Genomic DNA, 16927 nt, shown 5'->3' with positions numbered 1-16927 from the left:
TTCACCTGAATAGATAAACCTTTTTATTAAAATAGCCACCCTGGTAGGATGGCTATCCATAACATTAACCGCTCAAATTGAAACGACTGTTTAATTGCTTAAACGGCGCGGTTCAAAAGCATCGATTTAATGTGTCCAATAGCCTTCGTCGGATTCAATCCTTTTGGACAAACGTTGACGCAGTTCATGATTCCGTGACAACGGAATACACTAAAGGCATCATCCAATTCATCCAGACGCTCGTCGGTCGCCGTGTCCCGGCTATCAATTAAGAAACGATAAGCGTGTAACAAACCAGCCGGACCAACGAACTTGTCTGGATTCCACCAGAACGACGGACAGGAACTTGAACAACATGCACATAAAATACATTCGTACAGGCCATCAAGCTTAGCACGATCTTCCGGAGACTGCAGACGCTCTCGCGCTGGTGGTGTTTTATCATCGTTAATCAGGTACGGTTTAATCTTTTCGTACTGCTGATAGAACTGGCTCATATCAACTATCAAGTCACGAATAACCGGTAAACCCGGTAATGGACGAATCACTATTTTCGTTGACTTCAATGAAGACAAGTGTGTGATACAGGCCAAACCATTTTTACCATTTATATTCATACCATCTGAACCACACACACCCTCGCGGCATGAACGGCGGAAAGACAGCGTTGGATCTTTCTCTTTCAGTTTTATCAGTGCTTCTAACACCATAAGGTCCTGATTTTCTTCAACTTCCAACGTGTACTCTTTCATGTGAGGTGCGTTGTCAACATCAGGATTGTATCGATACACTGAAAATGTATATTTTTTCATATCACCCTCCAACTTAGTAGGTACGAGCTTTCGGAGGGAAAGCTTCACGCAGTTTAGGTGCCATATTGACTTCCCGCGTTACCATATCTTCCTTTTCAGGACGATAAACGGTGTGCACCAGCCACTTCTTATCATCGCGATCCGGGTAGTCAGCACGACTGTGAGCACCACGGCTCTCAGTTCGGAAGCTGGCAGCTAAAGCTGTCGAATAAGCGGTTTCCATTAAGTTTTCTAGTTCAAGACACTCAACCCGTTGAGTATTGAACTCTTTGGACTTGTCATCCAGACGGGCATTTTTCAAGCGTTCGCGAATTTCTTGCAGCTCTTTCAAGCCCTCTTTCATCGAATCGCCTTCCCGGAAAACAGAGAAGTTAAGTTGCATGCACTCTTGTAAATCTTTCTTAATTTGCGCCGGGTCTTCACCTTTTTGAGTGTTTTCCCAACGGTTATAACGTGCTAGCGCAGCGTCAATGTCATCACTTGTTGCTTCTCTGGTCTCTACGCTGGCCGCAAGGGTTTCACCCAGGTGCATACCAGTTGAACGACCAAATACGACCAAATCAAGTAATGAGTTACCGCCTAAGCGGTTCGCACCATGCACTGATACACAAGCGATTTCACCGCAAGCAAACAAACCTTTAACGTGAGATGTTTGACCATCATCAGCTACCGACAACACTTGTCCGTTAACATCCGTTGGAATACCACCCATCATATAATGGCAAGTTGGAATAACCGGAATAGGCTCTTTTACTGGGTCAACGTGAGCAAAGGTGCGTGACAAATCACAAACACCGGGTAAGCGACTTTCCAGCGTTTCTTTACCCAAGTGATCAAGCTTCAATTTCAGGTGAGTGCCCCATGGGCCTTCACAACCACGTCCTTCACGGATTTCGGTCATCATTGCGCGAGAAACAACGTCACGTGAAGCCAGGTCTTTCGCATTCGGTGCATAACGCTCCATAAAACGTTCGCCATCTTTATTTAAAAGATAACCACCTTCGCCACGACAACCTTCTGTCACCAGAGAACCGGCTCCGGCAATACCGGTTGGGTGAAATTGCCACATTTCCATATCTTGCACTGGAACACCAGCACGCAATGCCATACCAATTCCATCACCCGTATTAATATGAGCGTTGGTTGTTGATGAGTAAATACGACCTGCGCCGCCAGTTGCAAGCACAACAGCCTTAGCTTTTACGTAATAGACTTCGCCACTTTCGATGTCCATGGTGGTGACACCACAAACTTCGCCGTCTTCATTTTTGACGATATCCAGTGCATACCATTCAGAAAAAACCGTCGTTTTCTTTTTGACATTTTGCTGATACAGCAAGTGCAGCAGTGCGTGTCCGGTACGGTCAGCCGCGGCCGCCGTGCGAGCAGCTTGTTCGCCACCAAAATCTTTGGACTGGCCACCGAATGGGCGTTGATAAACTTTACCATTTTCAAACCGCGAAAATGGCAAACCTAAGTTTTCCATTTCTAAAATAGCTTCAGGGCCTGCTTTGCACATGTATTCGATAGCATCCTGGTCACCAATATAATCCGAACCTTTAACGGTATCGAACATGTGCCATTCCCAGTTATCTTCATGCGCATTACCTAATGCTACGGTAATGCCACCCTGCGCTGAAACTGTGTGAGAGCGCGTTGGAAACACTTTGGACATCAACGCACAACTCAATCCCTCTTGGGAAATTTGCAATGCTGCTCGCATACCAGCACCGCCGGCACCAATCACCACTGCATCATATTCTAAAGTTTTAACAGTCACTTAAACACCCCACAGTACAAACAAGCCAGTGAGCCAAACAGCGATCAGACCAACACTGAAAACTAATTGGATAAAGGCTCTGAGACCAGACGCTTTCACGTAGTCGGTTGATACTTGCCAAATACCAATCCAGCCGTGAATTAGTACAGAAGACAAGGTCAGCATAGTGAATACTTTCATCCAAATGGCGGCAAACAAACCATTCCATACTTGATAAGTTACATCTGGCGTAGATAAGAAGAACCCAGCCATGAACAGTGAATATAGAACCATTACAATAGCGCTGGCTCTTACTAAAATAAAGTCATGAGAACCACTACGACCAAAAGTAGCTGCTGCTGTTACCATAGCCAAACTCCTATTAATACGGAAAAGATCACAGAAAGCACAATAGAAACAATTGCGCTGATTCTTCCGGAATCGAGTTCTTCCCAATAGCCCATGTCCATTACTAAGTGACGCAGACCAATGATTAAGTGAAATCCTAGCGCTGTCAAAATACCCCAACCGATGAATTTCGCGATGAAGCTGGTCATAATACTTTCAATTTGAGCAAAACCTTCAGGGCCACTCAGTGACACGGAAAAAGCCCAGATTAAAAATACCAGAGAGAACAACATAACAACACCTGAAATACGGTGCAGTATGGATGCTTTGGCAGCGGCAGGAAACTTGATAGTTGATAAATCTAAATTAACAGGTCTTTCTTTTTTCACGATAGATTGCCTTTTAATAAAGCACAAAAGAAATGCAATTTTCGTTTGCGCGACACACATATATGCCACTAATGCGACACAAAGTATATCGCTCCAAACCTCTAATTACAACGACAAAGTCAGATTTGAACTCTTAGCAAATGTGTCTTACCACTAAAGTTTAACGTAATGCCGAAAATCTTCAATCTGAGTAATTTTTTCGTCATGTTTATTACGTATATTTGACCATAATTGGTTCATGTTACCCGATTAAAATTGACATTTAAGGGCATGATCGAGTTAAATTAGCGCACTTTTTCAAAGTAGACAGTGAGGAGAATTCCTTATGGCTGATCGTAAAGCCACTTTACAGATTGACGGCCAATCCATTGAGTTGCCGGTACTTTCACCCGCGGCGGGCAAGGATGTAGTCGACGTCCGAACTTTGGGCAAACACGGTTACTTCACATTCGATCCTGGGTTTCTCGCTACAGGCTCTTGTGAGTCGGCCATCACCTACATTGATGGTGAAAATGGAGTTTTACTGCACCGCGGCTACCCAATTGGCGAACTGGCAACCCAGGCAGACTATTTAGAAGTTTGCTACATGCTGTTGCACGGCGAAGCGCCGAATGAAAAGCAATATCATGAGTTTAAAGACACCATTACTAACCACACTATGATTCATCAGGGAATTCATAATTTCTTTAATGGTTTCCGCCGTGATGCGCACCCAATGGCAATGCTGTGCGCGGTAACGGGCGCTTTATCATCGTTTTATCACGATGATTTAGAAATTCACGATGAAGATCAACGGTTACGTAGTGCTTACCGCCTAATTGCAAAAATTCCGACTATTGCTGCGATGGCTTATAAGTTCAGCATCGGTCAGCCTTTCGTCTATCCACGTAACGACTTAGGCTATGCAGAAAACTTCCTGAACATGATGTTCTCTGTTCCGGCTGAAGATTACAAAATAAGCCCTGCCGTTGCCCGTGCAATGGATCGCATCTTTACTTTGCATGCTGACCACGAGCAAAACGCATCAACCTCAACCGTTCGTCTTGCTGGCTCTTCAGGCGCTAATCCGTACGCCTGCATTGCGGCAGGTGTTGCTTCTTTATGGGGGCCTGCACACGGTGGCGCAAACGAGGCTTGCCTGCGCATGCTGGCTGAAATTGGTTCTGTTGAGAATATTCCAAAATACATCGAGAAGGCGAAAGACAAAAACGATCCTTTCCGTCTGATGGGCTTTGGTCACCGTGTCTACAAAAACACTGACCCACGTGCAACGGTTATGCGCGAATCATGTCACGAAGTACTAAAAGAATTAGACCGTGACGATCCATTATTAGACGTAGCAATGGAACTGGAGCGTATCGCACTGGAAGACGACTACTTCATTGAGAAGAAACTGTTCCCGAATGTTGATTTCTACTCTGGTATTGTCCTGAAAGCTATTGGCATTCCGACCAATATGTTTACCGTTATCTTTGCACTGTCACGTACTGTCGGCTGGGTTTCTCACTGGCACGAAATGATGGGCGAAGCGAACCAGAAAATTGGCCGTCCTCGTCAATTGTATACCGGTTATACAAAACGCGAATTTTCGCCAATTAAAAAGTAAATCGTTACCACTTGAAAGGCGCCGGAAGGCGCCTTTTTTATGCTTGTAATCAATTAGTTAGAACACATTGTCTTTTATCTTTTGCAGGACGTGCAACTGCCCCTCGTTTTCTTTATACTACGGCGCATTTCGTTGGTCGCCGGAGAGCTGACACGCACATTCATTTTTAACGCGCTTTAGTCGGTTACAGATAATGACAGAGAGGCTTATGCAGCAAGTAGTTAATGTACAACAACCCATCATTACCCCACGCAAGTTCAAGGTCTACCAGCATCGTCAACTCGATAAAATTGAGGCCTTAAAGAAAGTCCCTGCTGACATCCGCTTCGAAATGAAAGTCGTTGCTAATGTACTGCCGTTCAGGGTTAACGAATATGTTTTTAATGAACTCATTGACTGGGAAAATGTGCCTAACGACCCGCTGTTTCAACTGACATTTCCGCAAAAGGACATGCTGGAACCCTCAGCATACCAGCGCATGGCTGATTTGATGTCGGGCAAACACACCACTAACGAAGTGTTTGACTTAGCCACCCAGCTACGTGATGAAATGAACCCACACCCTGCTGACCAAATGCAAATGAACGTGCCGCATGTTGATGGAGAGCCCTTACCGGGGATGCAACACAAATACCGTGAAACAGTTCTCTTTTTCCCGGCCCAGGGTCAATACTGTCATTCATACTGTACCTTTTGCTTTCGCTGGGCGCAGTTTGTCGGTAAAGCCACGCGGTTTAACTCAAACGATGCCGATCAGTTGCATCGCTACTTAGCTCAGCACAAAGAAGTAACTGATTTATTAGTTACCGGCGGTGACCCCATGGTCATGCGCACACGAAAGCTGGCTCATTATTTAGAAGGTTTGCTTAAACCTGAATTTGAGCATATAAAAACCATACGTATTGGTACCAAATCGCTGACCTTCTGGCCTTATCGTTTCATTACCGACCCGGACGCAGATGATATGCTGCGCCTGCTGGAGCGGTTAGTTGCGGGCGGCAAGCACGTTTCTATTATGGCGCACCTGAATCATCATAATGAACTGCGTACCGAGGTCTGCCAGGAAGCCATTCGTCGTTTGCGTAGCACTGGTGCACAAATACGCTGTCAGGCACCCTTACTTAAGCATATTAACGACGATGCTGATGTCTGGGCGTCTATGTGGGAAAAACAAGTACAGCTTGGAATGATCCCTTACTACATGTTCGTTGAGCGAGACACTGGTGCGAAACGCTACTTTGAAGTGCCGTTGGAACGTACCTGGGAAGTATTTCAAAAGGCCTACCAACAGGTGTCCGGTATTGCCCGCACCGTTCGCGGTCCTTCAATGAGTGCAGGTCCGGGTAAGGTAGAAATTCAGGGCGTAACCGAAATTGCGGGAGAAAAAGTATTTGCTTTACGCTTTATTCAAGGCCGCAACCCTGACTGGGTACAACGACCTTTCTTTGCTAAGTACAACCCGGATGCAACCTGGTTGCATCAATTAGAACCAGCCTTTGGCGAAGACAAGTTCTTTTTCGAAGACGAGTATGTAAAAATGGCAGCCATGGATTAACCATCGGCTGCCTGATTTCGTGCGCGCTGCAGGTCTTCTTCTGTATCAATGCCTGTAGCCGGCGCGATAATAGCTTCTGCCACATGAATACGCTCACCATGCCAAAGCACACGCAGTTGCTCTAACGACTCGAGCTGTTCTACAGGGCTAGCCTGCCATTCAATATAACGTCTGACAAAACCTGCCCGATAAGCATAAATACCGACATGGCGATGGTAATGGTCGACAACCACATCTGTCGCCCGTTCAGCAGAAAAATGCTCTCTGTCCCAGGGAATGGCAGCACGGCTAAAGTACAGTGCATAACCAGCCGCATCAGTAACCACTTTTACCGTATTAGGGTTAAAAATATCCTCGGCATCAGTAATCGGAACAGCCAACGTAGCCATAGGTGCTTGCCGTTGATTTGCAAGGTTGTCTGCGACCTGTCTGATAATTTCAGGTGGAATAAAGGGCTCATCCCCCTGCACATTCACCACCACCTCATTTTCCGCCAGTGCTAACTGGTCAATGACCTCAGCCAGTCGCTCGGTGCCGGATGTATGCTCAGTCGAGGTCATCATCACGCGACCACCAAATTTATCAACGCCCTCTTTTACCCGAACATCATCAGTAGCAACGATAACTTCAGCAGCACCACTGCTCTCCGCTCTTTCAACCACATGCTGAATCATCGGTTTACCACCAATGTCGGCTAAAGGTTTACCGGGCAAACGGCTGGAACCATAACGTGCAGGAATAACTACGGTAAAACTCATGAGGGAACCTTTTCTAACTCTTCTGCGGATAATTCTCTTGCTTTATCGGCTAAAAGCACCGGAATGTTTTCGTCGACAGGATAAGCCAAGCGCTCTCCCCGACAGACTAATTCGTCTTTTTCGGCGTAATAGGTCAGCTTACCTTTACATTTTGGACACGCCAAAATCGCTAATGTTGTTTTATCAATGGGCATTTTTCTTCCTTTCCAGTTCCGCCAGCAAATTGGTTTTCATGACTTCCGGCAGCTTCGCTTCAATTGTTTGATAATACCAGTTTGGTTGTGCAAACGGCTGACATTTCCCGGCATCTTTTTCAGTCATTAGTATGGGCTTATCCGTTAACTGAGAAAAGTTTTCCTCACTAAAAACGTGATGATCTGAAAATGCTTGCCTGTCATGCAGCTCAATTCCCTGGTCAACCAGCGAATTAAAAAATCGTTGAGGGAAACCAATACCGGCAACGGCATTAAACTTGTCGTCGACGTTTAGTTCTATTTTTTCATTATTATCAACCCGGAACCAACTGCCGGGTTCAACATCCACTACGTGCTGGGCAAAAGCGTGACGACCGTAATTTGAAATAACCCAGTCGGCACCTTTCAAACGCCATGGACCCTCCCGTAAAGGACCGGCAGGTAACAGCCAACCGTTTCCGGTTCCCCTTTCTGCATCCAACATGATCAACTCAATATCGCGCTTTAACGCGTAGTGTTGTAAGCCGTCATCACAAATAATCACATTCACTTCCGGGTGCTGTTCTGTCATTAACTCTGCCGCTTTGGCACGCTTAGGAGCAATAATAACGGGACAACCTGTCCGGTGGCGCATAAGCAAAGGTTCATCGCCCACTTTTCCCGGTTTATCAGTTTCTGAAACAGAATGCGGGAAAGGTCCCTTAGCACCATAGCCGCGACTGATGATTCCAGGCTGCCAACCCTCTTCCTTAAGCCACTTGCATAAGGCAACAACCATGGGGGTTTTTCCGGTACCACCCACACTGATATTACCCACAACAATAACGGGAACGCTTGCTTTATAACGAGGTACCAGTCCGGAAAAATAAAAACTCCGGCGCAAATTAGTCATCAGCCAAAACAACAAGGACAGTGGCGTCAGCAAATAAAGCAAGGGATGCAGCCTGGCTTTATACCATTGCTGTTGGAGCCACATTAGCTGGCCCCGCTAAACTGCAGGTTATACAGTTGAGAATACGCACCTTCCTGGTTCAGTAGCTGTTCGTGGGTGCCACGCTCAATAATTTCGCCGGTATCCATAACCAGAATCTCATTCGCATTTTCTATGGTCGACAACCGGTGAGCTATAACAATAGCGGTACGGTTTTGTCGTAAGGTTCCCAGCGCATCCTGAATGTGGCGCTCTGATTCCGTATCTAACGCCGAGGTTGCTTCGTCCAGAATTAAAATGGGAGCGTCTTGCAACAGCGCTCTGGCAATCGCAATACGTTGACGTTGACCACCCGATAACATGACACCATTTTCACCCACCATGGTATCCAGCCCTTTAGGCATGTTATCTGTAAATTCAGTAACATAAGCTTGATTAGCGGCTTTAATGATATCATCACGCGACAGATTCTTTGCAGCACCATAAGCAATATTATTAGCAATAGTGTCGTTAAATAATGTTACGTGTTGAGAGACCAACGCAAATTGACGTCTCAAACACTTCAGTTTGTAATCATTAATATTGTGACCATCCAGTAAAATCCGCCCTTGCTCAATATCATAAAACCGGGTAAGCAAGTTAGAAATGGTCGATTTACCACTGCCGGAGCGTCCTACCAGAGCCACAGTTTTGCCCTGGTCGACACTAAAGTTAATATGCTGCAGTGCAGGCTCATCCTCTTTTTGATAAGCAAAAGTGACATCGTCGAAGACAATATCACCCGCTGCGCGCTCTATAACCCGCGATCCTTTATCAATTTCAATAGGCTCATCAAGAATTTCAAAGACACTGGTAGCCGCCGCAATACCGCGTTGGAAATCGCTATTCACATTCGTTAACTGCTTCAGCGGCCGTAACAGCATGATCATAGCCGTTAGCAAAGTGGTGAATGCGCCAGCTGACAGCTCTCCTAACATTTCGGGAAAACTGGCTATCACTAAAACCATAGACAAGCTTAAAGACGCAATAAACTGAATAACCGAAGTGCTAATTGCCCGGGTGCTCACCAGTTTCATATTCTGATTACGAGTGGTGTTGTTTATCTCAGAAAAACGTGATGATTCATCTTCCTGGCCTTGGTGCATCACCACAACTTTATGGCCGTTGATCATTTGCTCGGCAGTTGTCGTGACATTACCCATGGCTGTTTGAATACGACTACTCACTTTACGGAAGCGCTTAGAAACAACTCCCACAACTTTCGCAATTAACGGCCCAACCACTAAAAACACCAGTGATAATTGCCAGCTTTGATAAAACATCAAGCCCAGCAAGCCAACAACAAAAGCCCCTTCTTTAATCAATACCAATAAAGCCCGGCTACTGGCTTCTGCCACTTGCTGAGTGTCGTAGGTTATTTTTGAAATTAGATCGCCAGTAGAGTGTTGGTCATGGAATCCTACGGGTAACTTCATCATGTGGTCAAAAAGCTGTTGTCGCATTTTGGTTACCACTTTGAAACCAACCCAATGCAAAAAATAACTGGAACCTACGTTAAGTAAACCGCGAAGGATAAATATAAAAGGTACAAAAAGCGCACCATAGAGCAATATGGTCGAATCTTGCTCAGTCAAACCTTCATCTATCAAGGTTTCTATCTGAGATAGAAATAAGGTATCGATGCCTGCATATCCAATCATGCAAATGACAGCGACGAGAAACGCGGCTTTATAAGGTTTGATATAACCCAGAAGGCGTTTAAAGCTGGTCTTTTTTTTAAGCTGAGAGTCCATGTAATCTCAAATGAGTTATTAATACTTTCAATATTCTACCTGTTTTCAAAGGGTAACTCCAAACTCCATGTGCCACCGTCACTTACTACGGTTAACTGTCCGTTTTCTCTGGTTCCGAACCAGGGCCGTTGAGTACGGGATAACCGCTCCACTGTATAACGGTGCGGAAATTGGTAACCGCGATGCCTGCCATAGCTCATCAGATACAGGTCTGCATTGACCGCCTGCAGCAGCGGCCAACTGGTTGAGGTTTTACTGCCATGATGCGGGATAAGCATGACATTGGAGCGAATTTGGGAAGCGTTATCCAACCCCGCCAATAGCAATTGCTCCGCCGGCATTTCGATATCACCAGGCAGAAAAACACTAAATTCCCCAAAGCGGATAACGAGTACGCATGAACGGTTATTTTTGCTTAGGCGCTCCGCTCCCTGATACTCAGCCGCTGGCCACAATACTTCCCAATGCATACCGTTCCACTGGCCTGAATCCCCCGCCTTACATGGCGCGTTACTGGCATCTCCCCGCCACTTCAATTCGGGATAACGCTGAGAAAGGAAGGCTCTGCCGCCATTATGATCTTTATCACCATGGCTAATAAACGCAATCTCAGGAATCAGCCCGTGATAGTTTAAAAATGGTTCAATAACCGATTCGGCAACGCTGAAACCCGAATTATATTCAATTCCCGTGTCAATCAGCATCGCTTTACCATTTCTTTCCATTATCACGGCCTGGCTCTGACCCACATCCAGAACATGAAGGCGCAAATTACCGTCCCGCTGATTAAACAATATGAAAACAAACGCAGGTAAACACAGCATTAAGCCAAAGCGCTGCCAGCCATATCTGACCGGAGCTAACAACACCGCGATAAGCGCAAACAGAACGGCAAAACGAGCCTCCCGCGTTATCGGCCACCGATTCAGCTGCAACCAATTAGCTGAATGCTCTGCCAGATTTTCCAGTACGGGATTAAAATAAATGATAGGGAGTTCGGCCAGCTGCCAAAGAGGTTCAGCAAAGTTCGAGTCAAACAGCGCAAAAACGGTACCTGTTAACGCCAAGGGAAGTAACCAGAAACTGATAACCGGCAGCACCAGCAAGTTAACTACTGGAGCAAACAGCGAGAATCCGCCAAATAATAAAAATGATAATGGGGACATAACCACAAGCAGCAGCCACTGAATAAACCAGAGGTTTTTTATAGTAGCAAGCCGTCCGTCAGCTTTTTGCCAGCGCCAGCGTGCTAAAAACAATGCCGCAACGGCGGTTATTGACAACCAAAAGCCGGGATCCTGCCAGGCAAACACGTCAACGATTAATACCGCCACACTGACTCGCAACAATAAACTCAGTGGGCTTAATTTCAGATTTAAAATGATATGAGCAACAACCACCAAAAACATGGTTAACGCTCTTACTGTAGATATTGGGAAATCGGCTAAGCTAGCGTATGCGCTCGCAACAAGTGCCGCAAAAACGAATGACCAGACCCGAATGTTTAACCGCTCTCTGAGTTTTAACCCAACCGGGAAACACCGGAAACATAAACGAAAAAATAAAGTGGCGGCAGCCGCAACCATTCCCAGATGCAAGCCTGATATTGCTAAACTATGAGCCAATCCATTTTTTTGCCAACTGTCGCGCACTTCAGGTGTCAATAAACTGCGTTCACCGATGGTTAATGCCGCTAATATTCCCGGTTGACTTAAATTCGACTGGGTCAATCTGTCAAAAATTCTTTGTCGTAAACTGACAGACTGGGTCAGTTTTTTCCCCTGCGTGATAGTACCGATAGCGTAAATATTATTGCGCAGTAGGTATTGCCTATACCTGAAGCTACCATGGTTACGGTAGTCCGTTGCCTCCTTGAGTCGCGTAAGTAGTTGCCAACGCTCGCCGGTCTTGGGCATTTCTTCCAGATTATCCCGATACCAATTTAACTGCACTCTGGACTGCCGCCAATAAGACAGCGGCTTATCATTAAGCTTTAGTATTCGGCCCGTTACCCGCAAGTGATAAGGGTAGCGTCGTGATATCTCATCCACTACCAAGGTTAATTGGCTTTCAGTCTGTGTGAGAGTGTCGGGTATGGCGCGTAAGTTTTGCCAATAAAGGTTGGCATTAGCCCATAAAATGCCGCAAAATAACGCTATTAATAGTGGTACAAATGATCGCTGTTTTACTTTTCTCTGTCCAAGATCCAAAAAGGCATAAACTATCGCCAGAAACAGTAATGCGATAGTTGAAACAATGAGCCAGAATTTAGTGTCAGAGTACAATGAGGCGGATAAAATTCCGCCAGCAAATAGCAGTAACCAGCGTTCCATCGTTGCTCCTTCCTTGGGGCAGTAACAGGATAGGTAATAAACGTCATATTATGGCTAGACGCTTCATTAAACGCTTAATGCCTGATCATCAAAAAGTGCGCAATTCAAAAGCAATCCGCTTATTTGGCAGCCTTTTGCACGATGCAAATCTGTGGCATCTAAACAGACGTTCAGCTTCAGGTGCGTTCGCTGTGGGCTTATTCTGCGCTTTTATACCGGTTCCCTTTCAAATGTTACTAGCAGTGGCCTCAGCAATTCTTTTCCGCGTGAACCTGCCACTTTCAGTCGGACTTGTCTGGATCTCAAACCCAATTACGATGCCGCCCATGTTTTATCTTTGCTACCTGGTGGGTAATGCCTTATTAGCTCAACCTCCACAACCCTTTGCATTCGAAGCAAGCTGGGAGTGGCTAATGCACAGTATTTCAACCATAGGCCCGGCATTTTTGCTTGGGTGTTTGGTTTTAGGCACGTTATCCAGCTTTATCGGTTATATCGGTATTCGGCTACTATGGCGCCAGTCGGTGGTTAAAGCCTGGCGCCGCCGTAATCCATAAAATTGCTAAACGCTCTCGTGCAAGGCTTTCGCCGGCTCAACTTTTACCGCTCGCCACGCTGGATAAATAGTCGCCAATAAACTCATTACTATTGCCACCGAAGCAACCAGGAAGATATCTGGCCAAAGCCACTGAGACGGAACTTCACCCACAAAATAAATATCACTGGAAAGCACATCAAAGTTAAACCAGTCTTCCAGAGTTATCATAATATCGGGTAAAAAATGTGCTAATAATATTCCGCTTGCGCAGCCCAATACAACACCGTATATTCCGTTTATAAGCCCTTGAAATATAAATGATTGCAATAAGGCGCTGTCCGTCATCCCCAAGGTTTTTAACATGGCAATCTGGCTACGCTTTTTAGCAACTGTCATAATAAGCGTTGAAACAATATTAAAGCAGGCAACCGCCATGACTAAAATAAGAACCAGGTAAACCACCCAACGAACCAACTCAATATCACGATACAAATGACCATGACTTCGGGTCCAGTCATCCAGATAGACGAGCTCAGGCAGCTGATTCCCAATTTCTCTGGCAACGGCCGGAGCTGAAAACACATCGTTTAAACGAAGCCGAACTGAACTGACGCCATCGGCAAACCCCAGTTCACCCTTAGCGGTTTCCAGCGAAACATAAGCGTTGTGATAGTCAATCTGTCCACCAAACTTGAATACCCCGGTAACCTCAAGCCTGACACGATCCGGCGAGCGAAAACCACGTTCGGATTTCTCTGGTGTCAATAACGAGATAGAATCGCCAACCGACAAATCCAATTTTTCGGCTAACCCGGCTCCAAGCAACAAACCGCCTTTTTGTTGCCAGCGTTGCCAGTCCTCTTCACTAACATAGTCGGATAACGCCGATACCTTTTGTTCATACTCTGCTGATATGCCACGCACCTGAATACCATGAAAAGTAGATTGGGTTTGCACCATAACAGTGGCATTGATTCCTGGTGCAGCAGCAATAACCTGAGGGTGTTGCCGCGCAATTTCCGCAAGCCCTTCCCAGTCTTCCAGTTGACCTTCAACAGCTCTGTATTCAACCTGAGGAACAACCGCCAGAAGCCTTTCCTGCAACACTTGGTTAAAACCATTCATCATTGATAATGCCGCAATTAAAACCGCACAACCCAATGCAATACCGATGGTTGAAGAAGCCGATATAAACGACAGAAACCCCTGCTTAGCCGTTCCCTGACGAAAGCGACGGGCAATTAACCAGGCCAGCTGCATTAGTCTTGTTCCTTATGCAGAAGACCATTCTTCAGAACTTCTACACGCTGTAATTGTTCAGCCAAACGCAAATCATGAGTCACAACAATAAAGGCGGTGCCCATTTCCTGATTAAGCTCCAGCATTAACTGATAAATACTCTCAGCAGCCTCACCATCTAAGTTACCTGTGGGTTCATCGGCAAGTACCACTTGTGGTTTGTTGACAAAGGCACGGGCGATAGCCACCCGCTGCCGCTCACCTCCCGATAACTGTGCCGGCCGATGCGACAACCGGTGTTCCAGGCCTACCCGCACTAAAAGTTGCTTTGCCTGCTGTTTAGCCTCTGCTGAACTTTTGCCCGCAATCATTTGAGGCATTGCAACATTTTCCAATGCTGAGAATTCGGGTAGTAAATGATGAAACTGATAAACAAAGCCCAGGTTTTTATTACGCCACTGTGCCAGTTTATTGGCTTTCCAATGTGTCATCTCTTCAGTGTTGTAAAATAACTGTCCGCTGGAAGGTTTATCCAACCCGCCTAGCAAATGCAGCAACGTACTTTTGCCTGAACCTGACGTTCCTACAGTGGCAACCATTTCTCCGGGTTGCAAAGCAAAATCAATGTCTTTTAAAACGGTAACCCGGTTGTCTCCGTCCTGATACGACTTACTCAGTCCTTTACAACGCAACAGCGCGTCAGTCATAGCGTAATGCCTCCGATGGTTGGACATGTGCTGCTTGTGATGCAGGATATAAAGTTGCCACCAGAGTTAATACAATTGCAGCAACAGCAGTAACGATGACCTGGAAAACATTAATAACAATTGGCAAACCTTCTTCTGATCCCGCAAAGATTCGTGCCCCAAACAAGGCCAGAATATCATTAAGATACCAACTCAATAGCAGTCCCAGAATAACGCCTAACAATGAGCCAAATATTCCGTTATACAGTCCCTGAAGTAAAAACACAGCGCGAATATGGCTATTTGATAACCCCAGAGTTTGTAATATGGCAATGTCGTGACGTTTATCGTTTATGACCATAACCAGAGCCGATAGTGTGTTAAATGCGGCAACCGCAATAATTAACGCGAGCATCAGCCACATCATCCGCTTTTCCATGCCAACGGCGTCGAATAACTGTCCATAGTTTTGGCGCCAGTCACTAACATTTAACTCGGTTTGATTACGAAGGCTTTGTGCAACTTGTGGCGCCTGAAAGGCGTCCTCTAAAAACAACTGCAACCCCGTCACATACCCCTCAGGCAAACGGATAAGACGTGCTAAGTCATTGCCGTGCGCAAAAACAACCGACTCGTCAACTTCGGAACCCATCGCAAATAAACCACTGACCACAAAACGCCGCTGTGATGGAACCAGCCCAAAAGGCGTGTAAACGCCGCCTTGCGCTGCGATAACCCGGATGGTGTCACCTACCGTTATACCTTGTTTTTGCGCCAACCGCTGTCCTATCACAATGTGGTAACTGCCGGCTTCCAGACTTCTCCAGTCACCGCTGACCATCTTATTGGTCAGCGATGGCGGTACCTCACCAGTGTCTGGGTATATTCCCTGTATATTAGCGACCGACATTTTTTCAGAAAACTGAAGTATGCCCTGCGTCTGAACATAGGGTATCGACCCCTTCACCGAATCCAGTTGAGGAAGCTGCTTCTGAGTCTTCTGCCAGTCGGTTAACTCGGTTGTGCTGCCGGCATCGGTAAGCGTTACCTGTGGCACCGCGCCCAGAATACGGTCTTTCAATTGACCTTCAAAACCATTCATGACCGACATCACCACCACCAGCGCCATAACGCCCAGTGCAATACCGGCAAAGGCAAAGCGATTGATAAAGGCGGTAAACGCTGAACCCTGCCTTGCCCGGCTATAACGCAGGCCAATAAACAGCACAACCGGCTGAAACATATACCCTCAATTATTTGATGGTTGCTAATTAATAACGAGCAAGGATAATGAGTTGTATTGAGCCTGACAACTAAAAGCCGAAACAATGACGCAATCGCAGACATCAATGACATCACCAATAGGAGATTTCTTCACTGTAGGGGAGTATTTCCCGGTTAATTTAATTGCGCTGGAATCGGCAACTAACATTCCGGATGAAGACGCGTTTATTGCGGAAATCCCCGAGCTTTTTACGATTGCCTCCAGTATGGCTGAAAGCGATCAGCAACAACTGCAAAGTATCAAGGTAGAACAGTCGTCAGGCAGTGCGTTAGTGGCTTTTCTTGAACAGCAGCACAAGCGCATGAACATTTTACTGGGCTATATGCTCCGCAACGAGGATGATCCCAAGCATCGCTTTGAAGGGGTAGAATACGGCGGCGGCGGTATCCGTCTTTTAAATGATTCGCCCTTAACTGAGGGGCAAGTATTTCAGGCCAAGTTATTTTTCAAAGAAGAAGCTTTGGCAATTTACTGCTACCTGACTCTGGAGAATTGCCAACACGAAGAGGACAGCGACCGTTACCGTTGCACGCTTCGCTTTGCTCAAATTCGGGAAGAAGATCAGGAACTGCTTATCCGGGCCAGCCTTCATGCTCAAAGTCGTCAGCTTAAAGAACGTTCAAAACAACGCCGTGAACAAAAAGAAAGCGACAGCTCGTCATCCAAATCCTGATTGATTTCGGTATAATACCGATGTTTTC

16 protein-coding genes are annotated in these 16927 nt (G+C 46.1%); 4 read left to right on the top strand and 12 right to left on the bottom strand.

All coding sequences use genetic code 11. The features are described from left to right. Positions 1 to 98 precede the first annotated feature (98 nt). Genes L8G48_RS01800 through sdhC form a run of 4 tightly spaced genes read right to left on the bottom strand, consistent with a single transcriptional unit; the run spans position 99 to position 3308 of the window. A complete protein-coding gene (locus L8G48_RS01800; protein ID WP_248262903.1) occupies positions 99 to 812 on the bottom strand; it encodes a succinate dehydrogenase iron-sulfur subunit in 714 nt (237 codons plus the stop codon). A 13-nt stretch (positions 813 to 825) separates the two neighbouring features. Next, positions 826 to 2592, bottom strand: coding sequence for a succinate dehydrogenase flavoprotein subunit (gene sdhA / locus L8G48_RS01795; RefSeq protein ID WP_248262902.1), 1767 nt, complete (start codon positions 2590 to 2592; stop codon positions 826 to 828). Further along, complete coding sequence (gene sdhD, locus L8G48_RS01790) at positions 2593 to 2940, bottom strand: succinate dehydrogenase, hydrophobic membrane anchor protein (protein WP_248262901.1); 348 nt, start codon at positions 2938 to 2940, stop codon at positions 2593 to 2595. Then, the gene (sdhC, locus tag L8G48_RS01785; RefSeq protein WP_248262900.1) at positions 2934 to 3308 is read right to left on the bottom strand and encodes a succinate dehydrogenase, cytochrome b556 subunit; all 375 of its coding nucleotides are present in this window, start codon (positions 3306 to 3308) and stop codon (positions 2934 to 2936) included. Before sdhC ends, sdhD begins: the two co-directional genes overlap by 7 nt. Before the next feature lie 325 nt (positions 3309 to 3633). On the opposite strand from sdhC, the gene gltA reads away from it, so the two are divergent. Both gltA and L8G48_RS01775 read left to right on the top strand, forming a co-directional pair. Beyond that, a complete protein-coding gene (gene gltA / locus L8G48_RS01780; RefSeq protein ID WP_248262899.1) occupies positions 3634 to 4914 on the top strand; it encodes a citrate synthase in 1281 nt (426 codons plus the stop codon). Positions 4915 to 5122: 208 nt separating this feature from the next. Next, the gene (locus tag L8G48_RS01775) at positions 5123 to 6469 is read left to right on the top strand and encodes a KamA family radical SAM protein (RefSeq protein WP_248262898.1); all 1347 of its coding nucleotides are present in this window, start codon (positions 5123 to 5125) and stop codon (positions 6467 to 6469) included. Here L8G48_RS01775 and kdsB read toward each other — a convergent pair. The 5 genes from kdsB to L8G48_RS01750 are packed head-to-tail and all read right to left on the bottom strand — an operon-like array spanning position 6466 to position 12478. Then, a complete protein-coding gene (gene kdsB / locus L8G48_RS01770; protein WP_248262897.1) occupies positions 6466 to 7227 on the bottom strand; it encodes a 3-deoxy-manno-octulosonate cytidylyltransferase in 762 nt (253 codons plus the stop codon). The two genes, L8G48_RS01775 and kdsB, sit on opposite strands and share 4 nt — an antisense overlap. After that, positions 7224 to 7421, bottom strand: a complete 198-nt coding sequence (locus L8G48_RS01765; RefSeq protein WP_248262896.1) for a Trm112 family protein — start codon at positions 7419 to 7421, stop codon at positions 7224 to 7226. Before L8G48_RS01765 ends, kdsB begins: the two co-directional genes overlap by 4 nt. Next, the gene (gene lpxK / locus L8G48_RS01760; protein ID WP_248262895.1) at positions 7411 to 8397 is read right to left on the bottom strand and encodes a tetraacyldisaccharide 4'-kinase; all 987 of its coding nucleotides are present in this window, start codon (positions 8395 to 8397) and stop codon (positions 7411 to 7413) included. The genes L8G48_RS01765 and lpxK overlap by 11 nt, the downstream gene beginning before the upstream one ends. Then, positions 8397 to 10145, bottom strand: coding sequence for a lipid A export permease/ATP-binding protein MsbA (msbA, locus tag L8G48_RS01755; protein WP_248262894.1), 1749 nt, complete (start codon positions 10143 to 10145; stop codon positions 8397 to 8399). Before msbA ends, lpxK begins: the two co-directional genes overlap by 1 nt. 35 nt (positions 10146 to 10180) lie before the next feature. Beyond that, complete coding sequence (locus L8G48_RS01750) at positions 10181 to 12478, bottom strand: DNA internalization-related competence protein ComEC/Rec2 (protein ID WP_248262893.1); 2298 nt, start codon at positions 12476 to 12478, stop codon at positions 10181 to 10183. A gap of 50 nt (positions 12479 to 12528) precedes the next feature. On the opposite strand from L8G48_RS01750, the gene L8G48_RS01745 reads away from it, so the two are divergent. Next, positions 12529 to 13035: a DUF2062 domain-containing protein gene (locus L8G48_RS01745; protein ID WP_248262892.1), complete on the top strand. Its 507-nt coding sequence runs from the start codon at positions 12529 to 12531 to the stop codon at positions 13033 to 13035. Positions 13036 to 13040: 5 nt separating this feature from the next. Here L8G48_RS01745 and L8G48_RS01740 read toward each other — a convergent pair whose 3' ends face one another. The 3 genes from L8G48_RS01740 to L8G48_RS01730 are packed head-to-tail and all read right to left on the bottom strand — an operon-like array spanning position 13041 to position 16184. Next, positions 13041 to 14276, bottom strand: coding sequence for a lipoprotein-releasing ABC transporter permease subunit (locus tag L8G48_RS01740; protein WP_248262891.1), 1236 nt, complete (start codon positions 14274 to 14276; stop codon positions 13041 to 13043). Next, a complete protein-coding gene (gene lolD / locus L8G48_RS01735) occupies positions 14276 to 14962 on the bottom strand; it encodes a lipoprotein-releasing ABC transporter ATP-binding protein LolD (protein ID WP_248262890.1) in 687 nt (228 codons plus the stop codon). The genes L8G48_RS01740 and lolD overlap by 1 nt, the downstream gene beginning before the upstream one ends. Next, positions 14955 to 16184: a lipoprotein-releasing ABC transporter permease subunit gene (locus L8G48_RS01730; RefSeq protein WP_248262889.1), complete on the bottom strand. Its 1230-nt coding sequence runs from the start codon at positions 16182 to 16184 to the stop codon at positions 14955 to 14957. The genes lolD and L8G48_RS01730 overlap by 8 nt, the downstream gene beginning before the upstream one ends. A 106-nt stretch (positions 16185 to 16290) precedes the next feature. Here L8G48_RS01730 and L8G48_RS01725 point away from each other — a divergent pair, with 106 nt between their 5' ends. Beyond that, on the top strand, positions 16291 to 16899 hold the full coding sequence (locus L8G48_RS01725) for a PilZ domain-containing protein (RefSeq protein ID WP_248262888.1): 609 nt from the start codon (positions 16291 to 16293) through the stop codon (positions 16897 to 16899). Positions 16900 to 16927 lie beyond the last annotated feature (28 nt).

The sequence above is a fragment of the Idiomarina aminovorans genome (assembly GCF_023155095.1).
Taxonomy (GTDB): domain Bacteria; phylum Pseudomonadota; class Gammaproteobacteria; order Enterobacterales; family Alteromonadaceae; genus Idiomarina; species Idiomarina aminovorans.
This window is presented reverse-complemented; position numbering and strand designations above follow the sequence as displayed.

Coding starts and splice junctions, on each gene's coding strand:
- L8G48_RS01800 (WP_248262903.1), bottom strand. CDS start 812: ATGAAAAAATATACATTTTCAGTGTATCGATACAATCCTGATGTTGAC.
- sdhD (WP_248262901.1), bottom strand. CDS start 2,940: ATGGTAACAGCAGCAGCTACTTTTGGTCGTAGTGGTTCTCATGACTTT.
- gltA (WP_248262899.1), top strand. CDS start 3,634: ATGGCTGATCGTAAAGCCACTTTACAGATTGACGGCCAATCCATTGAG.
- L8G48_RS01775 (WP_248262898.1), top strand. CDS start 5,123: ATGCAGCAAGTAGTTAATGTACAACAACCCATCATTACCCCACGCAAG.
- kdsB (WP_248262897.1), bottom strand. CDS start 7,227: ATGAGTTTTACCGTAGTTATTCCTGCACGTTATGGTTCCAGCCGTTTG.
- L8G48_RS01765 (WP_248262896.1), bottom strand. CDS start 7,421: ATGCCCATTGATAAAACAACATTAGCGATTTTGGCGTGTCCAAAATGT.
- lpxK (WP_248262895.1), bottom strand. CDS start 8,397: ATGTGGCTCCAACAGCAATGGTATAAAGCCAGGCTGCATCCCTTGCTT.
- msbA (WP_248262894.1), bottom strand. CDS start 10,145: ATGGACTCTCAGCTTAAAAAAAAGACCAGCTTTAAACGCCTTCTGGGT.
- L8G48_RS01750 (WP_248262893.1), bottom strand. CDS start 12,478: ATGGAACGCTGGTTACTGCTATTTGCTGGCGGAATTTTATCCGCCTCA.
- L8G48_RS01745 (WP_248262892.1), top strand. CDS start 12,529: ATGGCTAGACGCTTCATTAAACGCTTAATGCCTGATCATCAAAAAGTG.
- L8G48_RS01740 (WP_248262891.1), bottom strand. CDS start 14,276: ATGCAGCTGGCCTGGTTAATTGCCCGTCGCTTTCGTCAGGGAACGGCT.
- lolD (WP_248262890.1), bottom strand. CDS start 14,962: ATGACTGACGCGCTGTTGCGTTGTAAAGGACTGAGTAAGTCGTATCAG.
- L8G48_RS01730 (WP_248262889.1), bottom strand. CDS start 16,184: ATGTTTCAGCCGGTTGTGCTGTTTATTGGCCTGCGTTATAGCCGGGCA.
- L8G48_RS01725 (WP_248262888.1), top strand. CDS start 16,291: ATGACATCACCAATAGGAGATTTCTTCACTGTAGGGGAGTATTTCCCG.